This is a genomic window from Psychrilyobacter sp., assembly GCF_037132775.1.
GTDB lineage: Bacteria > Fusobacteriota > Fusobacteriia > Fusobacteriales > Fusobacteriaceae > Psychrilyobacter.
Map to the genome: position 1 here is coordinate 1 of NZ_JBAHZY010000007.1, position 18,531 is coordinate 18,531.

18 protein-coding genes and 1 riboswitch are annotated in these 18,531 nt (G+C 34.1%); of the genes, 12 read left to right on the forward strand and 6 right to left on the reverse strand.

The genetic code is table 11. The features are described from left to right. Positions 1 to 78 (forward strand): hypothetical protein (locus tag V5784_RS00325; protein ID WP_336887072.1); only part of this gene is annotated, 78 nt, incomplete at its 5' end. Positions 79 to 183: 105 nt separating this feature from the next. On the opposite strand, the gene metK is transcribed toward V5784_RS00325, so the two are convergent. From metK to V5784_RS00345, 4 genes are read right to left on the reverse strand one after another with little or no spacing between them, the layout of a single operon-like run. Next, positions 184 to 1,338, reverse strand: coding sequence for a methionine adenosyltransferase (gene metK, locus V5784_RS00330; RefSeq protein ID WP_336887058.1), 1,155 nt, complete (start codon positions 1,336 to 1,338; stop codon positions 184 to 186). 48 nt (positions 1,339 to 1,386) lie between these two features. Then, on the reverse strand, positions 1,387 to 2,214 hold the full coding sequence (locus V5784_RS00335; RefSeq protein ID WP_336887059.1) for an energy-coupling factor transporter transmembrane component T: 828 nt from the start codon (positions 2,212 to 2,214) through the stop codon (positions 1,387 to 1,389). After that, positions 2,215 to 3,897, reverse strand: coding sequence for a DUF3744 domain-containing protein (locus V5784_RS00340; RefSeq protein ID WP_336887073.1), 1,683 nt, complete (start codon positions 3,895 to 3,897; stop codon positions 2,215 to 2,217). It abuts the gene before it with no gap. Positions 3,898 to 3,939: 42 nt separating this feature from the next. Beyond that, positions 3,940 to 4,482, reverse strand: a complete 543-nt coding sequence (locus V5784_RS00345; RefSeq protein WP_336887060.1) for an ECF-type riboflavin transporter substrate-binding protein — start codon at positions 4,480 to 4,482, stop codon at positions 3,940 to 3,942. Positions 4,483 to 4,554: 72 nt separating this feature from the next. Beyond that, a riboswitch (SAM riboswitch) is annotated at positions 4,555 to 4,656 on the reverse strand. 198 nt (positions 4,657 to 4,854) lie between these two features. Here V5784_RS00345 and V5784_RS00350 point away from each other — a divergent pair. The 11 genes from V5784_RS00350 to V5784_RS00400 all read left to right on the forward strand — a co-directional run bounded on the left by V5784_RS00350 (position 4,855) and on the right by V5784_RS00400 (position 15,125). Continuing rightward, on the forward strand, positions 4,855 to 5,670 hold the full coding sequence (locus V5784_RS00350; protein ID WP_336887061.1) for a MipA/OmpV family protein: 816 nt from the start codon (positions 4,855 to 4,857) through the stop codon (positions 5,668 to 5,670). A 122-nt stretch (positions 5,671 to 5,792) separates the two neighbouring features. Beyond that, the gene (gene rfaE1 / locus V5784_RS00355; protein ID WP_336887062.1) at positions 5,793 to 6,782 is read left to right on the forward strand and encodes a D-glycero-beta-D-manno-heptose-7-phosphate kinase; all 990 of its coding nucleotides are present in this window, start codon (positions 5,793 to 5,795) and stop codon (positions 6,780 to 6,782) included. A 9-nt stretch (positions 6,783 to 6,791) separates the two neighbouring features. Continuing rightward, the gene (ispF, locus tag V5784_RS00360) at positions 6,792 to 7,274 is read left to right on the forward strand and encodes a 2-C-methyl-D-erythritol 2,4-cyclodiphosphate synthase (protein ID WP_336887063.1); all 483 of its coding nucleotides are present in this window, start codon (positions 6,792 to 6,794) and stop codon (positions 7,272 to 7,274) included. Between the two features lie 259 nt (positions 7,275 to 7,533). Then, positions 7,534 to 8,652, forward strand: a complete 1,119-nt coding sequence (locus V5784_RS00365) for a DNA-processing protein DprA (protein WP_336887064.1) — start codon at positions 7,534 to 7,536, stop codon at positions 8,650 to 8,652. 167 nt (positions 8,653 to 8,819) lie between these two features. After that, positions 8,820 to 10,136, forward strand: a complete 1,317-nt coding sequence (gene rsxC, locus V5784_RS00370) for an electron transport complex subunit RsxC (protein ID WP_336887065.1) — start codon at positions 8,820 to 8,822, stop codon at positions 10,134 to 10,136. Between the two features lie 142 nt (positions 10,137 to 10,278). Beyond that, entirely contained in the window at positions 10,279 to 11,208 is a 930-nt protein-coding gene (locus tag V5784_RS00375; RefSeq protein WP_336887066.1) for an RnfABCDGE type electron transport complex subunit D, read from the forward strand. Beyond that, positions 11,205 to 11,738, forward strand: coding sequence for an RnfABCDGE type electron transport complex subunit G (locus V5784_RS00380; protein WP_336887074.1), 534 nt, complete (start codon positions 11,205 to 11,207; stop codon positions 11,736 to 11,738). The genes V5784_RS00375 and V5784_RS00380 overlap by 4 nt, the downstream gene beginning before the upstream one ends. Next, complete coding sequence (locus V5784_RS00385) at positions 11,738 to 12,343, forward strand: electron transport complex subunit E (RefSeq protein WP_336887067.1); 606 nt, start codon at positions 11,738 to 11,740, stop codon at positions 12,341 to 12,343. Before V5784_RS00380 ends, V5784_RS00385 begins: the two co-directional genes overlap by 1 nt. A 3-nt stretch (positions 12,344 to 12,346) precedes the next feature. Continuing rightward, positions 12,347 to 12,931: an electron transport complex subunit RsxA gene (gene rsxA, locus V5784_RS00390; RefSeq protein ID WP_114643378.1), complete on the forward strand. Its 585-nt coding sequence runs from the start codon at positions 12,347 to 12,349 to the stop codon at positions 12,929 to 12,931. Positions 12,932 to 12,971: 40 nt separating this feature from the next. Next, on the forward strand, positions 12,972 to 13,997 hold the full coding sequence (locus tag V5784_RS00395) for an RnfABCDGE type electron transport complex subunit B (protein WP_336887068.1): 1,026 nt from the start codon (positions 12,972 to 12,974) through the stop codon (positions 13,995 to 13,997). 264 nt (positions 13,998 to 14,261) lie between these two features. Continuing rightward, positions 14,262 to 15,125 (forward strand): DMT family transporter, encoded by an 864-nt coding sequence (locus V5784_RS00400; RefSeq protein WP_336887069.1) that lies wholly within the window; start codon positions 14,262 to 14,264, stop codon positions 15,123 to 15,125. Positions 15,126 to 15,183: 58 nt separating this feature from the next. Here V5784_RS00400 and recQ read toward each other — a convergent pair whose 3' ends face one another. Then, positions 15,184 to 17,307 carry a DNA helicase RecQ gene (recQ, locus tag V5784_RS00405; protein WP_336887070.1) on the reverse strand — a complete coding sequence of 708 codons (2,124 nt, stop codon included), beginning with the start codon at positions 17,305 to 17,307 and terminating at the stop codon, positions 15,184 to 15,186. 122 nt (positions 17,308 to 17,429) lie between these two features. Then, on the reverse strand, positions 17,430 to 17,957 hold the full coding sequence (locus V5784_RS00410) for an NUDIX domain-containing protein (RefSeq protein WP_336887071.1): 528 nt from the start codon (positions 17,955 to 17,957) through the stop codon (positions 17,430 to 17,432). Positions 17,958 to 18,531 lie beyond the last annotated feature (574 nt).

The window sequence follows — 18,531 nt, forward strand, 5'->3', positions numbered from 1 at the left end:
GAAGAAGGATTAAGATTTGCAATAAGAGAAGGTGGGAGAACAGTAGCATCAGGTGTAGTAGGAAAAATCACTAAGTAATTAGTGATTCTTATTCATAGGTGTAAGAGTTCAACGATTTTTATATAGAGGAGGAGATAACCGGTTGGTTATCTCCTCTTTTTTTATATAGATATTTAATATCGATTATAGGTTTAATGCTTTTTTAAACTCTTCTACTTTATTTAACCTTTCCCAAGGAAGATCAATGTCAGTTCTACCGATATGTCCGAAAGCAGCTAGATCTTGATATTTGAATTTAGGATTTCTAAGCTCAAGAGCTCCCTCGATTCCTCGAGGTGAAAGATCGAAAATTTTCATTGTAGCTTGAGCTAATGTAATCTCTTCCACTGTTCCAGTTCCAAAAGTATCTACCTTAATAGATGTAGGGTGATCTACTCCTATTGCATATGAAAGTTGTATTTCACACTTGGTAGCTAGTTTAGCTCCTACAATTGTTTTGGCAACCCATCTAGCAGCATAAGCAGCTGATCTATCTACCTTTGAAGGGTCTTTTCCAGAGAATGCTCCCCCACCGTGACGGAAGAATCCACCATATGTATCTACGATTATTTTTCTACCTGTAAGTCCTGTATCTCCATGTGGCCCACCAATTACAAATCTACCAGTTGGGTTGATATGGAAGTGATTTACTTTTTCAATGTCTAGCTCATAACTCTCTAAAACAGGAGTGATAACTAATTTTATAATATCTTCTTTGATAGTTTCGTTTGAAACTTCAGGGTTATGCTGGACAGAAACAACAACAGTTTCTACATGATCAATATTTCCATCTTCATCATAGGCTAATGTTACTTGAGATTTAGCATCTGGTCTAGCCCATGTTAATTCACCACTTCTAGTAATAGTAGTTAACTTTCTGATGATCTCTCTAGATAAAACAAGTGCTAAAGGCATAAGTTCAGGAGTTTCATCTACTGCTCCTCCAAACATGATTCCTTGGTCACCGGCTCCACCTGTATCTACACCTTGAGAGATATCAGGTGATTGAGAATGAATAGCATTTAATACACCACAGTCTGAGTCAAATCCCATCCCTTGTCTATATCCGATCTCATCGATTTTATCTCTAACGATTTTTTGAATATCTACATAGGTAGTTGTAGTTATCTCTCCTCCAACTACGACTTGTCCCGTGGTACAAAAAGTCTCACAAGCTACCCTTGCTTTTGGATCGTCTGCTAAACATGCATCTAATACTGCATCTGAAATTTGGTCTGCAATCTTATCTGGATGTCCCGGTGATACACACTCAGATGTAAAATAAGTTTTGTTAGTCATTTTATTCCTCCTAATTATATTAATATATACGTTAATTACGATAATTTTTTAAAATGGATACCAAAATCCACTGAGATAAAATTTATTTATTAAGACTCCTACAATTGTCCCTGTTATAAGAAGTGCAATGGCTAAGAAATCAGATTTACCATATTTTGTTCCATTATACCAAGATCTGGTTTTTTCGGATCCAAATCCACGTAGATTCATGGCGTTTGAGACTACTTCTACCTTGTTTAACGAAGATAAAACCAAGGGGATAAGGATGATATTATAGTTTTTAAATCTATTTATAAGGCTATCTTCTCCCTTTCTAAAAGCTACTCCACGAGCTTCTTGTGCATGCATGATATTAACAAACTCATCTCTGACATCCGGGATATACCTGAGGGCTATATTGACTGCATAGGCAATCTTATATGAAACACCGATCTTATTTAAACTACTTGCAAATCTGCTAGGATGGGTAGTAAAGATAAATATGATAGTTATAGGCAGTATAGACAGATATTTTAGAGATAATGTTAAAGAAAACCACAGTGTCTCATAGGTAAGCGGTCTCCCTAAAATATTAAATATGGGTGTATATTGATCTATAAGTTCCGAACCATAAGTAGGAGTTATTAAGATCAAAAATAGAGAGTTAAAAATGGTAAATATTAGTAAAAATATTACCGATGGCTTAACCTCTTTAAATGTAATATTAGCCATCCGGATAAGTAGTATCCCACCGAGGATAAGGCCTATAAATACCCTAATATCTATAAACATAAAGGCTACAGCAGTCCAAACTAATAACATTAAGAGTTTTATACTTCCATCCAAAGAATGTATAGGAGATTTTTTATCGATATATAAAGTTCCTGTTGTAGTCAACTATATCATCTCCCTATGATCGTAATTTATAAAAGTTTCTAGCATCAATTTTTCATCTATATCAAGTACATTTGCTAAAGTTGAAATAGATATCTTCTTTAGATTTGCCTGTTCTAAAGTTTCTGTATGGGATAATACGTTTGAAACTGTATCATCTCGAATAATTTCACCATTGGATAAAACGATGGCACGGTTACTGTACTCCAAGGCTAGATGCATATCGTGAGTGATAAAGATAATACTTAGGCCAGTCTTACTCAAACTTTCTATAAACTGCATAAATTCCAGATAATGTTTATAATCTTGCCCAGCTGTAGGTTCGTCTAAGATGAGGATACTAGGGTCTAAAGCTAAGATTGTAGCAATACTCAATCTTTTTTTCTGACCATAGCTAAGAGCTGTTATAGGCCAATTTCTAAAGGAGTTGAGTCCACAGATTTTTAGAGCACTTTCAGCTTTTTCTAGAATCTTATCTTTTTTGTACCCACGGAGTTTCAATCCAAAACTTACCTCATCTAAAAGAGTTTCTTGGGTGATCATATGATTTGGGTTCTGCATAACATAACCGATTTCTTGCCCTCTTTTTCTAATACTCCAACTGTCAATATTTTTCCCCTTATAGGAGATGGTTCCAGTTGATTTTTTACAGATTCCTGTGATGACCTTGGATAAGGTAGATTTACCTGCTCCATTATTTCCTAAAAGGGAGATTATCTCCCCTTTATAAAGGTCAAAATTTATATTTTTAATAATGTTATCTTTTTTGTTGTATGAGAATGTCAGATCTTTAACCTCTAATATTTTTTCATCATAAGATGAAACTTTAGGAGTTACATTTTCAATCCAGTTATCTATGTTTTTTTTTATATTCGGGGTATTTAAACTATCTATATTTAAGATATCCAATTCTTTAAGGTCGATATCAGCGTATCTCATAGTTTCAATATACAAAGGTTCTCGTAGCCCAAACCGTCTCAATGAACCGTCTAAGATTAATTCTAAAGGTGTACCTGATGCAACTATTTCCCCATTATCAATGATGATTATCTTATCGAATTTTTCAGCTAGAACATCCTCAATCCTATGTTCTATAACAATGATAGTTTTATTAGATTTATCATGGACCGATGAGATCAATTTCATAGCAGATATTCCACTTGAAGGATCTAGATTTGCCAAAGGTTCATCAAAGAGAAGTATAGGTGCTTGACTCATTATTATTCCTGCTAAGGAAGCCCTTTGTTTCAAGCCACCACTCAGTTCCTGTGGACTCTTAAGGATATGATTTTCCATATTTACCTTTTTTAAAGTCGTCATTACATCTTGTTTCATGATATCTCTAGAAACATTACTATTCTCATCTCTAAATGCAACATCCTCTCCTACACTCAGGCCTACAAATTGACCATCTTGATCTTGCAGAATAGTAGAAATATGACTGCTGATGTCAAAGATACTGGTTTTATGCGGTTCTATATTGTCTATTTTCAATTCGCCGCTAATTTCACCGGCATAAGAAAATGGAATCAATCCGTTGAGACAATGCCCCAAGGTAGATTTTCCCGATCCAGAGGGGCCGGCAATGAGAACTTTTTCTCCGCTCTGTATAGAAAGGTTTATATTTTTTAATGTGGGAGTGCCCAGACTCCTATATTGGAATGTGAAATTTTTAAATTCAATAATATTTTTTGCTTTGTTTCCCCTTTGTGTCTCCTTATTTAAATTTTATTCAGCCGTTAAATTTTTATACTTGGCCTTTCTTCTAGCTAACATAACTACCGCAGGAATTCCCAGTCCAGCTGTTACGACAAAGTTTGAAGCTGTGGCTATAAGGATTTGAATCCACACTTTATTTGAAGGCTCACCGTAGAAGAATACATCTCCGATATAGGCTGTAAGCCCAGCTAAAAGCATTCCGGTCACTGCGTATATATATAGTTTAACTATATGTTTTTTATTTAAAACTCCGTGTTCAGGGTCAAAAGTTTTATCTAACCTAATAAATCCCATAGAAAATCCTATCATAGCAGATAACATAACCCAACTCCACCATACTCCACCATACATCATAGTATCATTTAGGGCATGACCGATAAATCCCACTAAAAATCCAACCAATGGTCCAAATAATGCACCGAATATAGTAAGTAGTGCAACAGCTATCCTAAGGGATGTATTGGGACCGATAGGTAATGATATAGCCGATAGTACACCATAAAGTGCGGCTCCTATTCCAATGGCTACAACATGTTTTGTAGTTAATTTCATTTTGTTCCTCCTAGTAGTTTTTTAAATAAAAAACCTCTTATCTTGTAAGATAAGAGGTCGAATGTTATATTCCTCTTATCTTCACGACTTAAAGTCGCTTGGATTTAGCACCTTCCCTAAACGGGGGTTGCCGGACGTCATAGGGCCAAATCCCTCAGTCTCTCTCAATAAGATGTTACATATTTAATTTATAATTTATTTTAACGAAATAATTATACTATATCAAAAGTAGTTTGGTCAACTATTTTTTTTATTTTATATTTATTTTATTATCTGTATGGAATTTTTCAGAAAATAATGTTCCGGCAAAGAATTATTTCTATTAATGTGGTAATATTAAAAAGAAGGTTTAAAACTAGGGAGGGAAGTACTATGAAAAGAATAATTTTAGTTGTCTTTATTTTATTATCTGTATTGAGTTCTTCAGAAAATAATGTGCCGGCAAAGGAAGCTAAGTCAAAATATAAATTTTCTCTAGGATTTCTGACAGGGTACGGGAGTAAACTCTATCAAATAAAGGAAAAACAACCACGTTATGTACCGCTTATAATCTTAGAGAGGGAAAATTTTTATATTATAGGTACCGAAATAGGTTATAGGCATAAGTTGAATTCAAAGTTGACATTGACTGGATTTTCACAACTTTTTGGAGGGATAGCTCTGCAAGGTGTTGGAGGAGTAATAGGGGCAACTCAATTAAATAATTCTGACATGGAAGATGGTTATAAAGGAATAAGCAGCAGAGATAGTCAGGTGGAATTTGGATTGAGGTTAGGTTATAAGACTGGTTTTCAAAAAGTAACACTTTTAGGTGAAGTAAGAAGTGGGAAAAGAGGGGGATCAGGAAAAATATCTGCTCTCAGACCTATTATTGTGACAGATAAATTCTCAATTATCCCACAGATCAGCCTTAGTTTGTTGGATAAAAATATGGTGAATTATTATTTTGGTGTAGATGAAGACGAGGTAAATGATCCTAGAAACACTGAATTGGATAAGGTTTATGATCCAGATGAATTTGCATATGTTTCAGGGATAGGAGTATTAGGCAGATATAAATTTACTCCCACATGGTCGGTATTTGGTTTAGCAGAGATACAATATGTGTCCGATGAAATTGGAGATTCACCAATTGTAGACAATAGAGCGAACTATTTTGTAGGTTTAGGTCTGAGGTATGATTTTTAGAAAATAAGAATAGTGAGTTTAAATAAACCGTGGCAGTTTGTTGTCGCGGTTTTTAAAATTGAAAAAATGCAGATGTGATGTTATACTAAGAACATATAAAAATAGGATTTGTAGGAGGGAAAATGGTTGCCAAAACTAGATTAATAGATATTTTAGATAAATTTAAAGATATGACAATAGCAGTAATAGGGGATATGATGTTAGATGAGTATATCATAGGAGAGGTTACTAGGATCTCACCGGAAGCTCCGGTACCAGTAGTAAATGTAAAGGAGGAAAGATTTGTTTTAGGAGGGGGAGCCAATGTCCTAAATAACTTATCTTCTCTTTCGTGTAAGTGTTATTCCTTTGGGGTAATAGGAAATGACGGGAACGGAAGCAGACTATTGAATGAATTAAAAAAAGAAAAAATAGATACAGTAGGTGTAGTAACTGCAGAGGACAGACCTACCATAGTGAAGAGAAGAATTATAGCTCAACACCAACAATTATTAAGACTGGACTGGGAAGATAAAAAAGATATAACACCATATCATGAGGAGCTTATCATAGAAAATTTGGAATCTCATTTAGGTAAATTAGATGCTATAATCTTATCGGACTATGATAAGGGGGTACTTACTCCTACTTTAGCTAAAAAAGTTATTGAAGTAGCTCGTGAAAATAATATAATAGTAACTGTAGATCCAAAACCAAGTAATGCTGTAAACTATCTAGGGGCTACATCTATGACTCCTAATAGAAAGGAAGCTATGGAATGTATGGGGTTATCTAAGATAGAGGATACAGAGAAACTAGGTCTAGAGTTAAAAGCTAAATTAAATTTAGATAACTTACTTCTAACTAGAAGTGAGGAAGGAATGAGTATATTCTTAGAGGATGAAATTATAAATATCCCGACCTTTGCAAAGGAAGTATATGATGTAACTGGAGCAGGTGATACTGTTATTTCTGTATTTACACTAGCCGCCGCCGCCGGAGCATCATGGCATGAAGCAGCTAAAATAGCCAATGTAGCAGCAGGAGTAGTAGTTGGAAGGATGGGAACATCCACTGTAACCAAAGAAGAAATAATAGAATTTTATGACAAAATTTATCATGAATGGAAGTAGGTTGAGACTATGTATAGAATAGGGAATGGATATGATGTTCATAGATTGGTAGAAGGAAGAAAATTAATTTTAGGTGGCATAGAGATACCCTTTGGAAAAGGATTACTGGGTCACTCAGATGCCGATGTATTGATTCATGCTATTATGGATGGACTGTTAGGAGCTTTGGCCTTGGGAGATATAGGACAGCATTTCCCAGATACAGATGAGACCTATAGGGGGATATCTAGTATAAAATTATTAAACCATGTGAAGAAACTTATAGATGACAGGGGATTTGAGATAGTGAATATAGATTCTCAAATAGTAATGCAACATCCTAAATTAAAACCCTATATTGTTGATATGAGGAAAAATTTAGCGAAAGAATTGGATTTAGAATTAAACAGAGTAAGTGTAAAGGCTACAACTGAAGAAAAACTAGGATTTACCGGGGAAGAAATTGGAGTGAAATCCTATGCAGTAGTACTGTTAAGAGAGAAAAACAAATAAGTTGAAAAGGTTTTTGGAGTGATTTCAAAAACCTTTTTTTATACATTTATTTTTAAAATAGCAGTAGGGGGAAATCCCTCAAAAAATTTACATTGATATTTTTCGTATAAATATAAAAAAAACTTGTTTTTTAGTGAAATTTAAGTTATATATAGTACTGATTAAACACTTAGTATCTTTTTTTTTTTTTTTTTTTGATAAAATTTTGTTAAAAAAATTACGATTTAGATATGATAAAGATATGCTAGGAGGAAGTTCCGTGCTATATACAAAGGAAGATTTTATGCTGTTTTCACTAATATATTCAGATGTTTTACAAGGAAGGTATCCGGTTCCTAAACTAAGTCACGATACCCTATATAGGTTATTTTTTTATTCTGTAGATAGGAAACAAAATCTATTTAAATTGGATAAGATCTCTTTGAGAAAAATAATCTTAGAATCGGTGCATATATTGAAACTGGAAAATTCCAGGATAAAGGCTGAAAAAAGAGTAGAGAACGCAGTCTTATATTTTTTATCGGAAGATGGAATTTTAAACTTGGAAAAATTAAAGATCAGGGTAGATAAGGAATTTGAAATCTGTGAAAAAGAGAAAATAGAATATATAGAGTATTTTTCAAAAAAATACCCTAAAAATTTAAAGGAGTTGGAAGACCCTCCCTTTATGATATTTTACAGGGGTTGTTTTCCCAGTGAGAAGGAGTTAGAAAAGTCTTTAGCCGTAATCGGAAGTCGAAAACCAGAGAAAAAATATGGTCGTGAAATAGCCAGGAGGATGGGGGTATTATTAGCCCGGAATAATTGGTGGAATATTAGTGGGTTAGCCCTTGGATGTGATGAATATGGTCACTTGGGAAGCCTTGAGGAAGGCGGTCAGACGGGGGCAATATTAGGACAGGGCCTGGCAACTCCTATATACCCTAAAGAAAACAGAAAATTATCTGAAAAAATATTGGAAGAAAATGGGTTTTTGATGTCGGAATTGCCACCTACAACTTCTAACTTATCTATATTTTTTATCTTGAGAAATCGTCTTCAATCTGGGATGACCCAAGGGATTTTTGTAGTGCAGACAGGCAGGTCTGGAGGAACACTTCATACTATCAAGTATTCTTTGGAGCAGGAACGAAAAACAATTCTTTGGGATCCTAGTTATATAGAGGGATTGGATGGTGTGGATGAAGTTTTAGGGAACAAAATATTAATTGAAGCTAGAAAAGATAAGCTGGGAGTTGCTATAGGAGGGGATTTGAGAAGGGAAATATTAAAGATAAAACATGCCGAGGGGATCTATGAAATATTGAACAAAAAAAATTTAAAAAAACTAAGAGATTTCATAATAAAATCCTATTTTAGGATGTGTATGTATGTGTAGCCATAGTTAACACGTTTATAACAAAAAATATAGTTTTAAGAGCTAGAAGGTGAAAATAATAAATTCACAACACTAAATGTTGTATTAGTGAACGAAATGTGATAAAATAAAGGGCAAAATTGGGTAAAAATAATTAAATATAAATTAACAAAAGGAGTGTTTTGTAGATGAAACTGTTTACGTTCAAAGGCGGGGTACACCCTTCTGAAAACAAGGTTCAGACTGAAAATGAAGCTATTCAAATTTTCGGTGCGCCAAAAATGATACATGTAGCATTATTGCAACATATTGGTGCACCATTAAATGCCTTGGTTAAACCTGGAGACAGAGTGTTAAAGGGTCAAAAGATTGCAGATAGTGAAGCTTTTATGTCAGCACCGGTTCATTCATCAGTGAGTGGAATAGTTAAAAAAATCGAATTTTTACCGTTTCCATTAAGTGGAAAGGTAAATACGATCATTATTGAAAATGATGGAAAAGAAGAGTTAGCAGAATTAACAACGATTAAAGATTGGAAAAATGCATCTAAGGAAGATTTACTTGCAATGATTAGAGAGAAAGGAACAGTAGGGGTCGGAGGAGCATGTTTCCCAACTCATATTAAACTTAATCCCCCAAAAGATGTAACTATTGATACCTTAGTGATGAATGGAGCAGAATGTGAGCCGTATCTAAATGCAGATAACAGACTTATGTTAGAAGATCCTAAATCAATTGTTGAAGGGGTAAAGATCATCATGCATGTTTTAGGAGTTAAGAGTGCTAAGATAGGTATTGAAAACAATAAGCCAGAAGCTATAGCATCTATGATAAAAGCCAGTGAAGGGGATAATGGTATTGAAATCTGTCCTCTAAAAACTCAATACCCACAAGGTGGAGAGAAACAGCTTATCAAAGCAATCTTAGGTAGAGAGGTTCCAAGTGGGAAATTACCTTCTGCTGTAGGAGTAGTAGTACAAAATACTGCAACGGCAGCTTTAGTATATGAAGGAATTGTTAAAGGAATGCCACTTATTGAAAAAGTAGTAACTATTTCAGGAAAAGCAATCAAAAACCCTATGAACTTAAAAGTTAGAATAGGAACTATGTTTAGAGATATGTTAGATTATGCAGGTATAGAGAGAGAAGAGGTAGACAAACTTGTTATGGGTGGACCTATGATGGGAATGGCTCAACATTCTGAAGACATACCTGTAGTTAAAGGAACATCTGGTTTATTAGCTCTTACAACGGCGGAAACAAATCCTTGTAAGGCAAGAAACTGTATTCTTTGTGGGAAATGTATAGGAGCCTGTCCAATGGGGTTAGAGCCTCTTATGTATGGGAAATTAGCTAAATTTAATCAATGGGAAGAGATGGGGAAATATAAATTAATGGATTGTATCTCATGTGGATCTTGTGCATACATTTGTCCATCAAACAGACCGTTGACAGAAGCTATCAATATTGGAAAAGCTAAATTAAGAACTATGCCAAAAAAATAATTCTTCTTACTTATAGGATTTCATAATTATTTAAATCAAGTACAATAAAATTTAAATTAAAATGTGAGCTTGATTTATGAATATAAAAAATCGAGATATAAAATATAAAGAATAAATTTAATTGAAATTAGGAGGCAAAAAAGTGGCGAAATTGTTAAAGATGGGTCCTTCACCACACGTAAGAACTAGTGAAACCGTAGAAAAAGTAATGTACGACGTAATAATAGCTTTATTACCTGCACTACTTATGGCAGTCTATGTATTTGGAATACAGGCACTGACTACTACTTTGATTGCAGTTGGAACATGTATGGCAACTGAAGGAATTATGCAAAAAATAATGGGGAAAGATATAGATATAAAAGATGGAAGTGCAATAATAACAGGTATATTGTTTGCGTTCGTCGTTCCAGTAACTATGGCATATTGGATAGTTATAGTTGGATCTGTCGTTTCTATCTTGCTAGGAAAGATGTTATTTGGTGGATTAGGACATAATATATTTAATCCGGCATTAGTTGGAAGAGCATTTGTTCAAGCATCTTGGCCAGTAGCTATAACAACTTTTGTATTGGATGGTCAAGCAGGACCGACTATGTTGGATGCTATGAAAAGAGGATTAGATGGAACTCTAATTGCAGCAGGAAATCCATATATAAATGCTCTATTAGGAAAAATGGGTGGAACTATTGGAGAAACTTCAGCATTGGCACTGTTATTAGGAGGAGCTTACTTAATTTATAGAGGTCAGGTAAACTGGAAGGTACCAGCTATTATAATAGGAACAGTAGGAATAGGAGCATTTTTATTCGGTGGAGATCCAATAATGCATATGTTATCTGGAGGATTATTTTTAGGAGCATTCTTCATGGCAACAGATATGGTAACTTCTCCATACACTGAAAAAGGTCAAATGATATTTGCCTTTGGAATAGGTGCTTTAGTAACTTTAATCAGATTCAAAGGTGGATATCCTGAAGGTATGGCATATTCTATCCTAATCATGAATGGAGTTGTACCGCTTATAAATAAATACACTAAACCGAAGTTGTTTGGAGGTGTAGCAAAATAATGAATAGATTAGTACATTATGGTGCTGTATTACTGGTAATATCAGCTATTGCAGCTGGATTGTTATCCAGTGTAAATACAATAACTGCGCCACAAATAGAAAAGATAAACAGAGAGATAGTAAATAAAGCTAGAAAACAAGTGTTGCCTTTAGCAGTAGAATTTAAACAGACAGAGGAAATAATAACTGGAGAGGAAACATTTATTCCAGGTTATGATGCAACAGGAAATTTAGTAGGTTATGCAAGTACTGTAAAAACCAATGGATATTCTGGTGTAATAACCTTCGTATTGGGATTAGATATAAAAGGAACTATCACTGGTCTAAAGGTTACCGGACATTCGGAAACTCCCGGATTGGGAACAAATATAAATAATGCTGATTGGCAGGCTCTTTGGATTGGTAGAGATGAATCTTATCAATTTGATAAAAGTATAGACGGTTTTGCAGGAGCTACAATATCTCCTGAAGCTGTATATACAGGTGTTATGAAATCAACAAAAGCATTTGAAACAGAGGTGAAAAACTAATGGCTAAGAATAAGTATGTAAAGCTTTTAACAGATCCACTAATTAAAGGGAATCCGGTATTCGTATTATTACTTGGATTATGTCCTACACTAGGTGTAACTAACTCTGCTATCAATGGTATGGCAATGGGACTGGCAACACTGGTAGTTTTAGTCTGTTCAAATGGAATCATATCCGCTATGAAAAACTTAATACCTGCAAAGGTTAGAATACCAGCGTATATCATTGTAATAGCTACTTTAGTAACTATCGTACAGATGGTAATGCAAGGATACCTTCCGGAATTATATGCAGTATTAGGGTTATTTTTACCCCTGATAGTTGTTAACTGTATAATCTTGGGAAGAGCTGAAAGTTTTGCTTCTAAAAATGGAGTATTTGCTTCATTGTTAGATGGTGTTGGAAATGGATTAGGATTCACTTTAGCACTTACAGTATTGGGTGCTATCAGAGAAGTTTTAGGAAATGGAAGTTTCTTCGGATTACAACTGACTCCTCCTACATTCCAACCAGCGTTAATATTCATATTAGCACCTGGAGCATTTATAACAATTGGTTTTATCATAGCGACACAAAATTATATTAAGATGAAAAAGGAGGGATAATCGATGGATTTAGGAAATTTGTTTGGAATCATATTTGGTTCTATATTCATAAATAACTTTGTATTTGCTAAATTTTTAGGGATATGTCCTTTCATGGGTGTTTCTAAAAAGGTAGAATCTTCAATAGGAATGGGTATGGCTGTTACTTTCGTAATGACGTTGGCATCAGCAGTAACCTGGGTAGTACAAAACTATCTATTGGTTCCTTTTGGATTAGAATATCTACAGACAATAGCATTTATATTAATAATAGCTTCATTGGTACAATTTGTTGAGATGGCAGTACAAAAGACTTCACCTAACCTTTATAAGGCATTGGGAGTATTTTTACCACTTATCACAACTAACTGTGCGGTACTAGGGGTAGCAATTTTAAATATTCAAGAGAAGTATAACTTTATTGAAACTGTTGTAAATGGTATGGCAGCGGCAATAGGGTTTACTATGGCACTTATCTTACTTGCAGGAATAAGAGAAAGATTAGAATATGCAGATGTACCAAGACCATTCCAAGGTGTAGCAATAGCCTTCGTCACAGCTGGATTGTTAGCTATGGCATTTATGGGATTCTCTGGAATGAAAATATAATTAAAATAATTAATCTATGAGATAGATTTGGAGGTTAAAAATGATATACGCTGTATTAGTATTAGGAGGGATCGGTCTTATTATGGGACTGTTCTTGGCTTTTGCTTCAAAGAAATTTGAGGTAGAGATAGATCCTAATGTTGAAAAAATAATGGATGTATTACCTGGTGCCAACTGTGGAGCTTGTGGATATCCTGGATGTGGAGGGTATGCAGATGCAGTAGCATTAGAAGGTGCTGATCCTACACTGTGTGCTCCTGGTGGATCACAGGTTGTAAATGATATAGCAGCTATTATTGGTGGAGAAGGTGCTGATCCTGATGCTGTAAAGCAGGTAGCTAGAGTAAAATGTCAGGGAGATAACTCCAAGACGACTAAGATATATGACCTGAAGACTGAGATGAAGACGTGTGCTACAGCTAGCCTTTATTTTGGTGGAGATAAGTCATGTTGGTATGGTTGTTTAGGATATGGAGATTGTGTAAAAGTCTGTCCAGTTGACGCAATAGAGATCAATGCAAGAGGGATCGCAGTTATAAATGAGGAAACATGTATCTCATGTACTAAGTGTGTGAAAGAATGTCCTAAAAATATCATAGAGATGATGCCTGAAAATCAAAAAGTAACGGTATTGTGCAATTCTAAGGATAAGGGAGCTCAAGCTAGAAAATCTTGTACTGTAGCATGTATTGCATGTGGAATGTGTGTAAAGGCATGTCCAGTAAAAGTGAAAGATGCAGATGGTAACATAATTACTGCAGTCACAATAACTAATAATTTAGCTAAGATTGATAGTGATCTTTGTATCAATTGCGGACTTTGCTCAATGAAGTGCCCGACAAATGCAATAGTAAATGAGATTAAAGAGGTTAAGAAAGCCGAGGTAATCGAAGAAAAATGTATTGGTTGTACAGCTTGTGCAAGAGTATGCCCGGTTGACTGTATTGAAGGAGCAGTTAAAGAAAAACATAAAGTTGACCAAGAAAAATGTATTGGTTGTGGACTCTGTTTCGATAAGTGTAAATTCTCTGCAATTAAGATGAATGTAACTGAAATAAGAAAATAAACTAAAATCTCTCCTAGCGATCTTATGATCATCAAAATTGAACGTAAGAAAATTTAATTTTAAATGTTAATCTCATAAAGGAAAAAAATAGAGGTAATCGTTGGAGAAAGATATAAAAAGGTAGGATTAGAAATTTCTGATTCTACCTTTTTACTATTTATCGGTTATATATTTATATATCAAATAATAAACAAATTTTACTTTTATTTCTAGTTAAAAGGTGATATTATTTATGAATGTAAACAGATTAGAGGAGGGCTATAGATGAGAAAGGATCTTATTATACTACATATTGCGGTTTTACTTTTTGGATTATCGGGACTTTTCGGTAAACTCATAGAGGCACCTGCCCAGGTGATTGTCAGCGGCAGAGTTATATTTGCTACAATATTTTTATATATTGTTCTTAAATTTAAAAATGAAAAGGTAGAGATGACTTCTCCAACTTCAAGAAAAATTATGATTTTGCAGGGATCATTACTTTTCCTTCATTGGTTTTCATTTTTTCAGGCGATTAAGTTATCCAGTGTAGCTCTGGGACTTCTATCTTTTTCGAGTTTTCCTATCTTTACAACCTTTATGGAACCTTTATTTTTTAAGGGGAAATTAGAGAGAGGAAAAGTCGTCACTGCCATCATAACTTTTATTGGGATTTCCATGGTAATACCGCTAAATGGGATAGATGTTAAAATGTTGAGCGGAATAGGTATGGGTATATTTTCTGGGTTTTCATTTGCAGTTTTAGCTATAATGAATAAAAAGTTTTCAAGTTCAGTATCGGGGGTTAAACTTACATTTTATCAATGTCTGGGGGCATCATTTTGGTCGATTCCTGTTTTATTATTATGGAATAAAATTCCATCATCAAAAGATATATTTTTCATGCTGATATTGGGAGTAGTTTTTACAGGGATAGCGCACACACTCTTTGTTATGTCATTGAAAAGGATCAGTGCAAGTACAGTGAGCGTTACCACATGTTTAGAGTCTGTATATGGTATTATCTTTGCTGCCTTTATATTGGGCGAAATTCCAAGTATGAAGATAGTATTGGGAAGTAGTATAATTATATTGGCAGCAATTGTAGCTACTAAAACTACAGTTTTAAAGAATAAACTTGCTGTATAATTTAATAGAATAAAAAAACTAGAGAATCAGCTATGGTTGATTCTCTAGTTTTTTTAACTTAATTTATTTCCTTTAATACCACCTTGATCTCATAATATTCTATATCATTAGGTAGTTCATCTTTTATTGGTCGTAGCATAGTACCACCGGTTTTTTCTATGGCGGTTAATATCAGTTTCTTTTTTGTGCTATTGACTATCCTAGATAGGTCAACTTCTAATCCTTCATCCATACATTTAAACAGATGATTGAGGATGGTATCGAACTTACTTTTTCTTTCAGCTGCAATTTTTGTTACATTTTTCCCATCTAAAAATAATTGGTAGGAGATCCTATGGGTGCTGTCTTTGGTGCTAGCTTTCTTAGGCTTAGCTTTTTTTTTAACAGCTTCTCTTGCTTCTATTGGGCTGCTATCACCTTTTATTTCTTTTATTACTTCTAAAAATTTTATTCCATATTTTTCATATTTTTTCTCTCCTACACCACTTATCTCTAAGATACTTTCATAGTCGGTAGGGAGATATCTGGCCATCTCTTGAAGAGTTTTGTCGGAAAAAATAGTGTATGGCGGTTTCCCTTCAGATCTTGCAATATCAGCTCGAAGTTTACGAAGGAGATCAAAGCTACCCTCCCATTCATAGGTAGTTTTTCTCTGAATTTTCGTTATTTTTCTAGTAAGTTTTTCCTTACTTTTGACGAACTCAAAGGCTTTTTTAGTCAGTCTCAAAGTTGGAAATTCTGTTTTAGTAACATCTAAATATTCATCTCCTATAAGGAGGTCGACCAAAGCTCTGATATCTTTTTGAGAATAATCTGAAAGTAGCCCATAGGTAGAGGCTTTATCTAAATTCCAATTAAGAATACTCTTATTTTTAGAGCCTCCAAGGACTCCTACAATCATATTTATCCCAAACCTCTGCTCTGTACGATAGACACAAGAAAGTATTTTTTGAACCTCAATTGTAATATCTTCTACCTCGCCGTCATCTAGGCAGTTACTGCAATTATAGCAATTTTCTATCCTGTCATCACCGAAATATTCCAAAATATATGATCTAACACATTTAGAAGTGTGGCAATAGTTTACCATGGAACTTAATTTTTCACGTTTGATATTTATAATTTCCTCGGAGGATTCAAACTGATTATTATTTATGAAAAAAGTCTGAGTTTGTATATCTTTTGGATTGAATATTAATATACAGTGAGCATCTAACCCGTCTCTTCCAGCTCTTCCAGCTTCTTGATAATAGCTTTCTAGATCCTTTGGTAAGTTGCTGTGGATAACGAAACGAACGTTGGATTTATCTATTCCCATTCCAAAGGCATTGGTCGCGACCATGAGGGTTAGTCTGTCATTTATAAAATCATCTTGATTTTGCTGTCTCTTAGTATCAGACATCCCGGCATGATATTTCCCTACCTTATATCCACGATCTGATAATTCAGAGTAGATGGAATCAACTTCCTTTCTTGTAGAGGCATAGATAATACCTCCCTCGTCACTATGTTCTTTGAGATATTTCTTGATATAGGACAAGCTGTTAACACCTTTTATGGTGGTGAATTTTAGATTTTCTCTATCGAATCCACTTATGAATACGTTAGGGTTGAATCTTAGATTTTTTATGATATCTTCTCTGACTTTAGGAGTTGCAGTAGCTGTAAATGCTGTGACTATAGGATCACAAGGTAGTTGTTTTATAAAATTAGGAACATTAAGATATGATCTTCTAAAATCGTGTCCCCACTGGGAGATACAATGTGCCTCATCTATGGCTATTTGAGATATCTTTTCTATTCTAATTCTGTCGATAAACTCCGAATTTTCAAATCTTTCTGGAGTGACATAGATAATCTTATGGTCACCATTTGCTATTTCCATATAGATGGTATGCATCTCTTTAGGTTTCAGAGTACTGTTGATATAAACAGAAGAAACACCCAAGGTATTCAGTGCATCTACCTGATCCTGCATAAGGGAGATTAGAGGAGATACTACAAGGGTTATCCCCTCAAATATCAGAGCAGGGATTTGGTAACAAATAGATTTACCTCCTCCAGTGGGCATAATTCCCAAGGTATTATGACCATCTAGGATACTTTTAATGATGGGTTCTTGTCCTTCCTTAAAGGTAGTATACCCAAAATATTTTTTTAAAATTTCATAAGCTTTATCCACTATTTTTTCTCCTTTTATTCCTTGATTTTGCTGCTAATTATCTCTAATTAAACTCAAAACATCTGACACGGATTACACGAATTATAAAACTAATTTACACAGATTGTTTTGCTGCAAAGTTTTTAATTTTTTTCTATTAATTCTTTTGCCACTAATTTAAGCATAAACAATTCTCTGTCTATAAAAAGACCAATGGTTTCAGGCTGATTTTTGATAACTTCTTTATTGTGGGCAATAGCTTCATAGATATTTACCCATCTAGCATCCATACCATTATTGATTTCATAGTCTTCTAAATTAGTTTTTCCTAATTCCTTGTGGATATCGCAGATAAAAAAATGTGAGATCATATTGACATAATCATAGTTCTTTTTATGGATAGGTTTTACCTCGTCATAGACACCATATTCAGCCAATATCTCTATATTCTTAGCTCCTGTCTCTTCATTGATCTCCCTTTTGACACCCTCAGTCAGGTTTTCGCCTTCATCGACTCCTCCCCCAGGGAAACTGTAGTCATCATACCTTTTTGTATAGAGGAGTAAGATGTTTTCGCCATCTAATATAATTCCCCTTGCAGCTACTCTTTTGTATATATTTTTCCCCACTAATTTTTCATTTTCTAGGGTAACTTTTCTAAGTATTCTCATTTTTTACCTCCAATAATAGTATGATATAATATGTATATTATATCATACTCATAGAATAATTCTGTTATTCTCATTTCCTAGAATTAATTGAATTTAATGAATATTATATTTACTCTGCTTAGTTCCAATAATTTTTATTGATCTCTTAATCTGTATTATACACCTAGTATTAAAAATCATAGTGACACAACTAAAAAAGGACAAATAAATTAAGTGTCGTGGATGATAAAAAGCATCAGAGATATTTTTCTAGTTCCTTGGCTACAAGTTCTAATATGAATGATTCTCTTTCAAGGTATCTACTCATATATATTGGTTTTTTTTTAAAATTTTTCTATTATGTGCTATGGCATCATAAATATTTATCCATAAAGCTTTAATTCCCATTTCTTTCTCATGATCTATGATGGTCGTGTTTGTCAAACAGTTTATGAAAAAACTTAAGCAATTTTTTGAGTACCAAAATATACCTTAGCAGGTGTTTCATAATCTAAAGAACTATGTCCTCTATCGTTATTATAAAAATTAATATACCTTTTTATTCCCGTGTATAATTCTCTTAAATTTTGATATT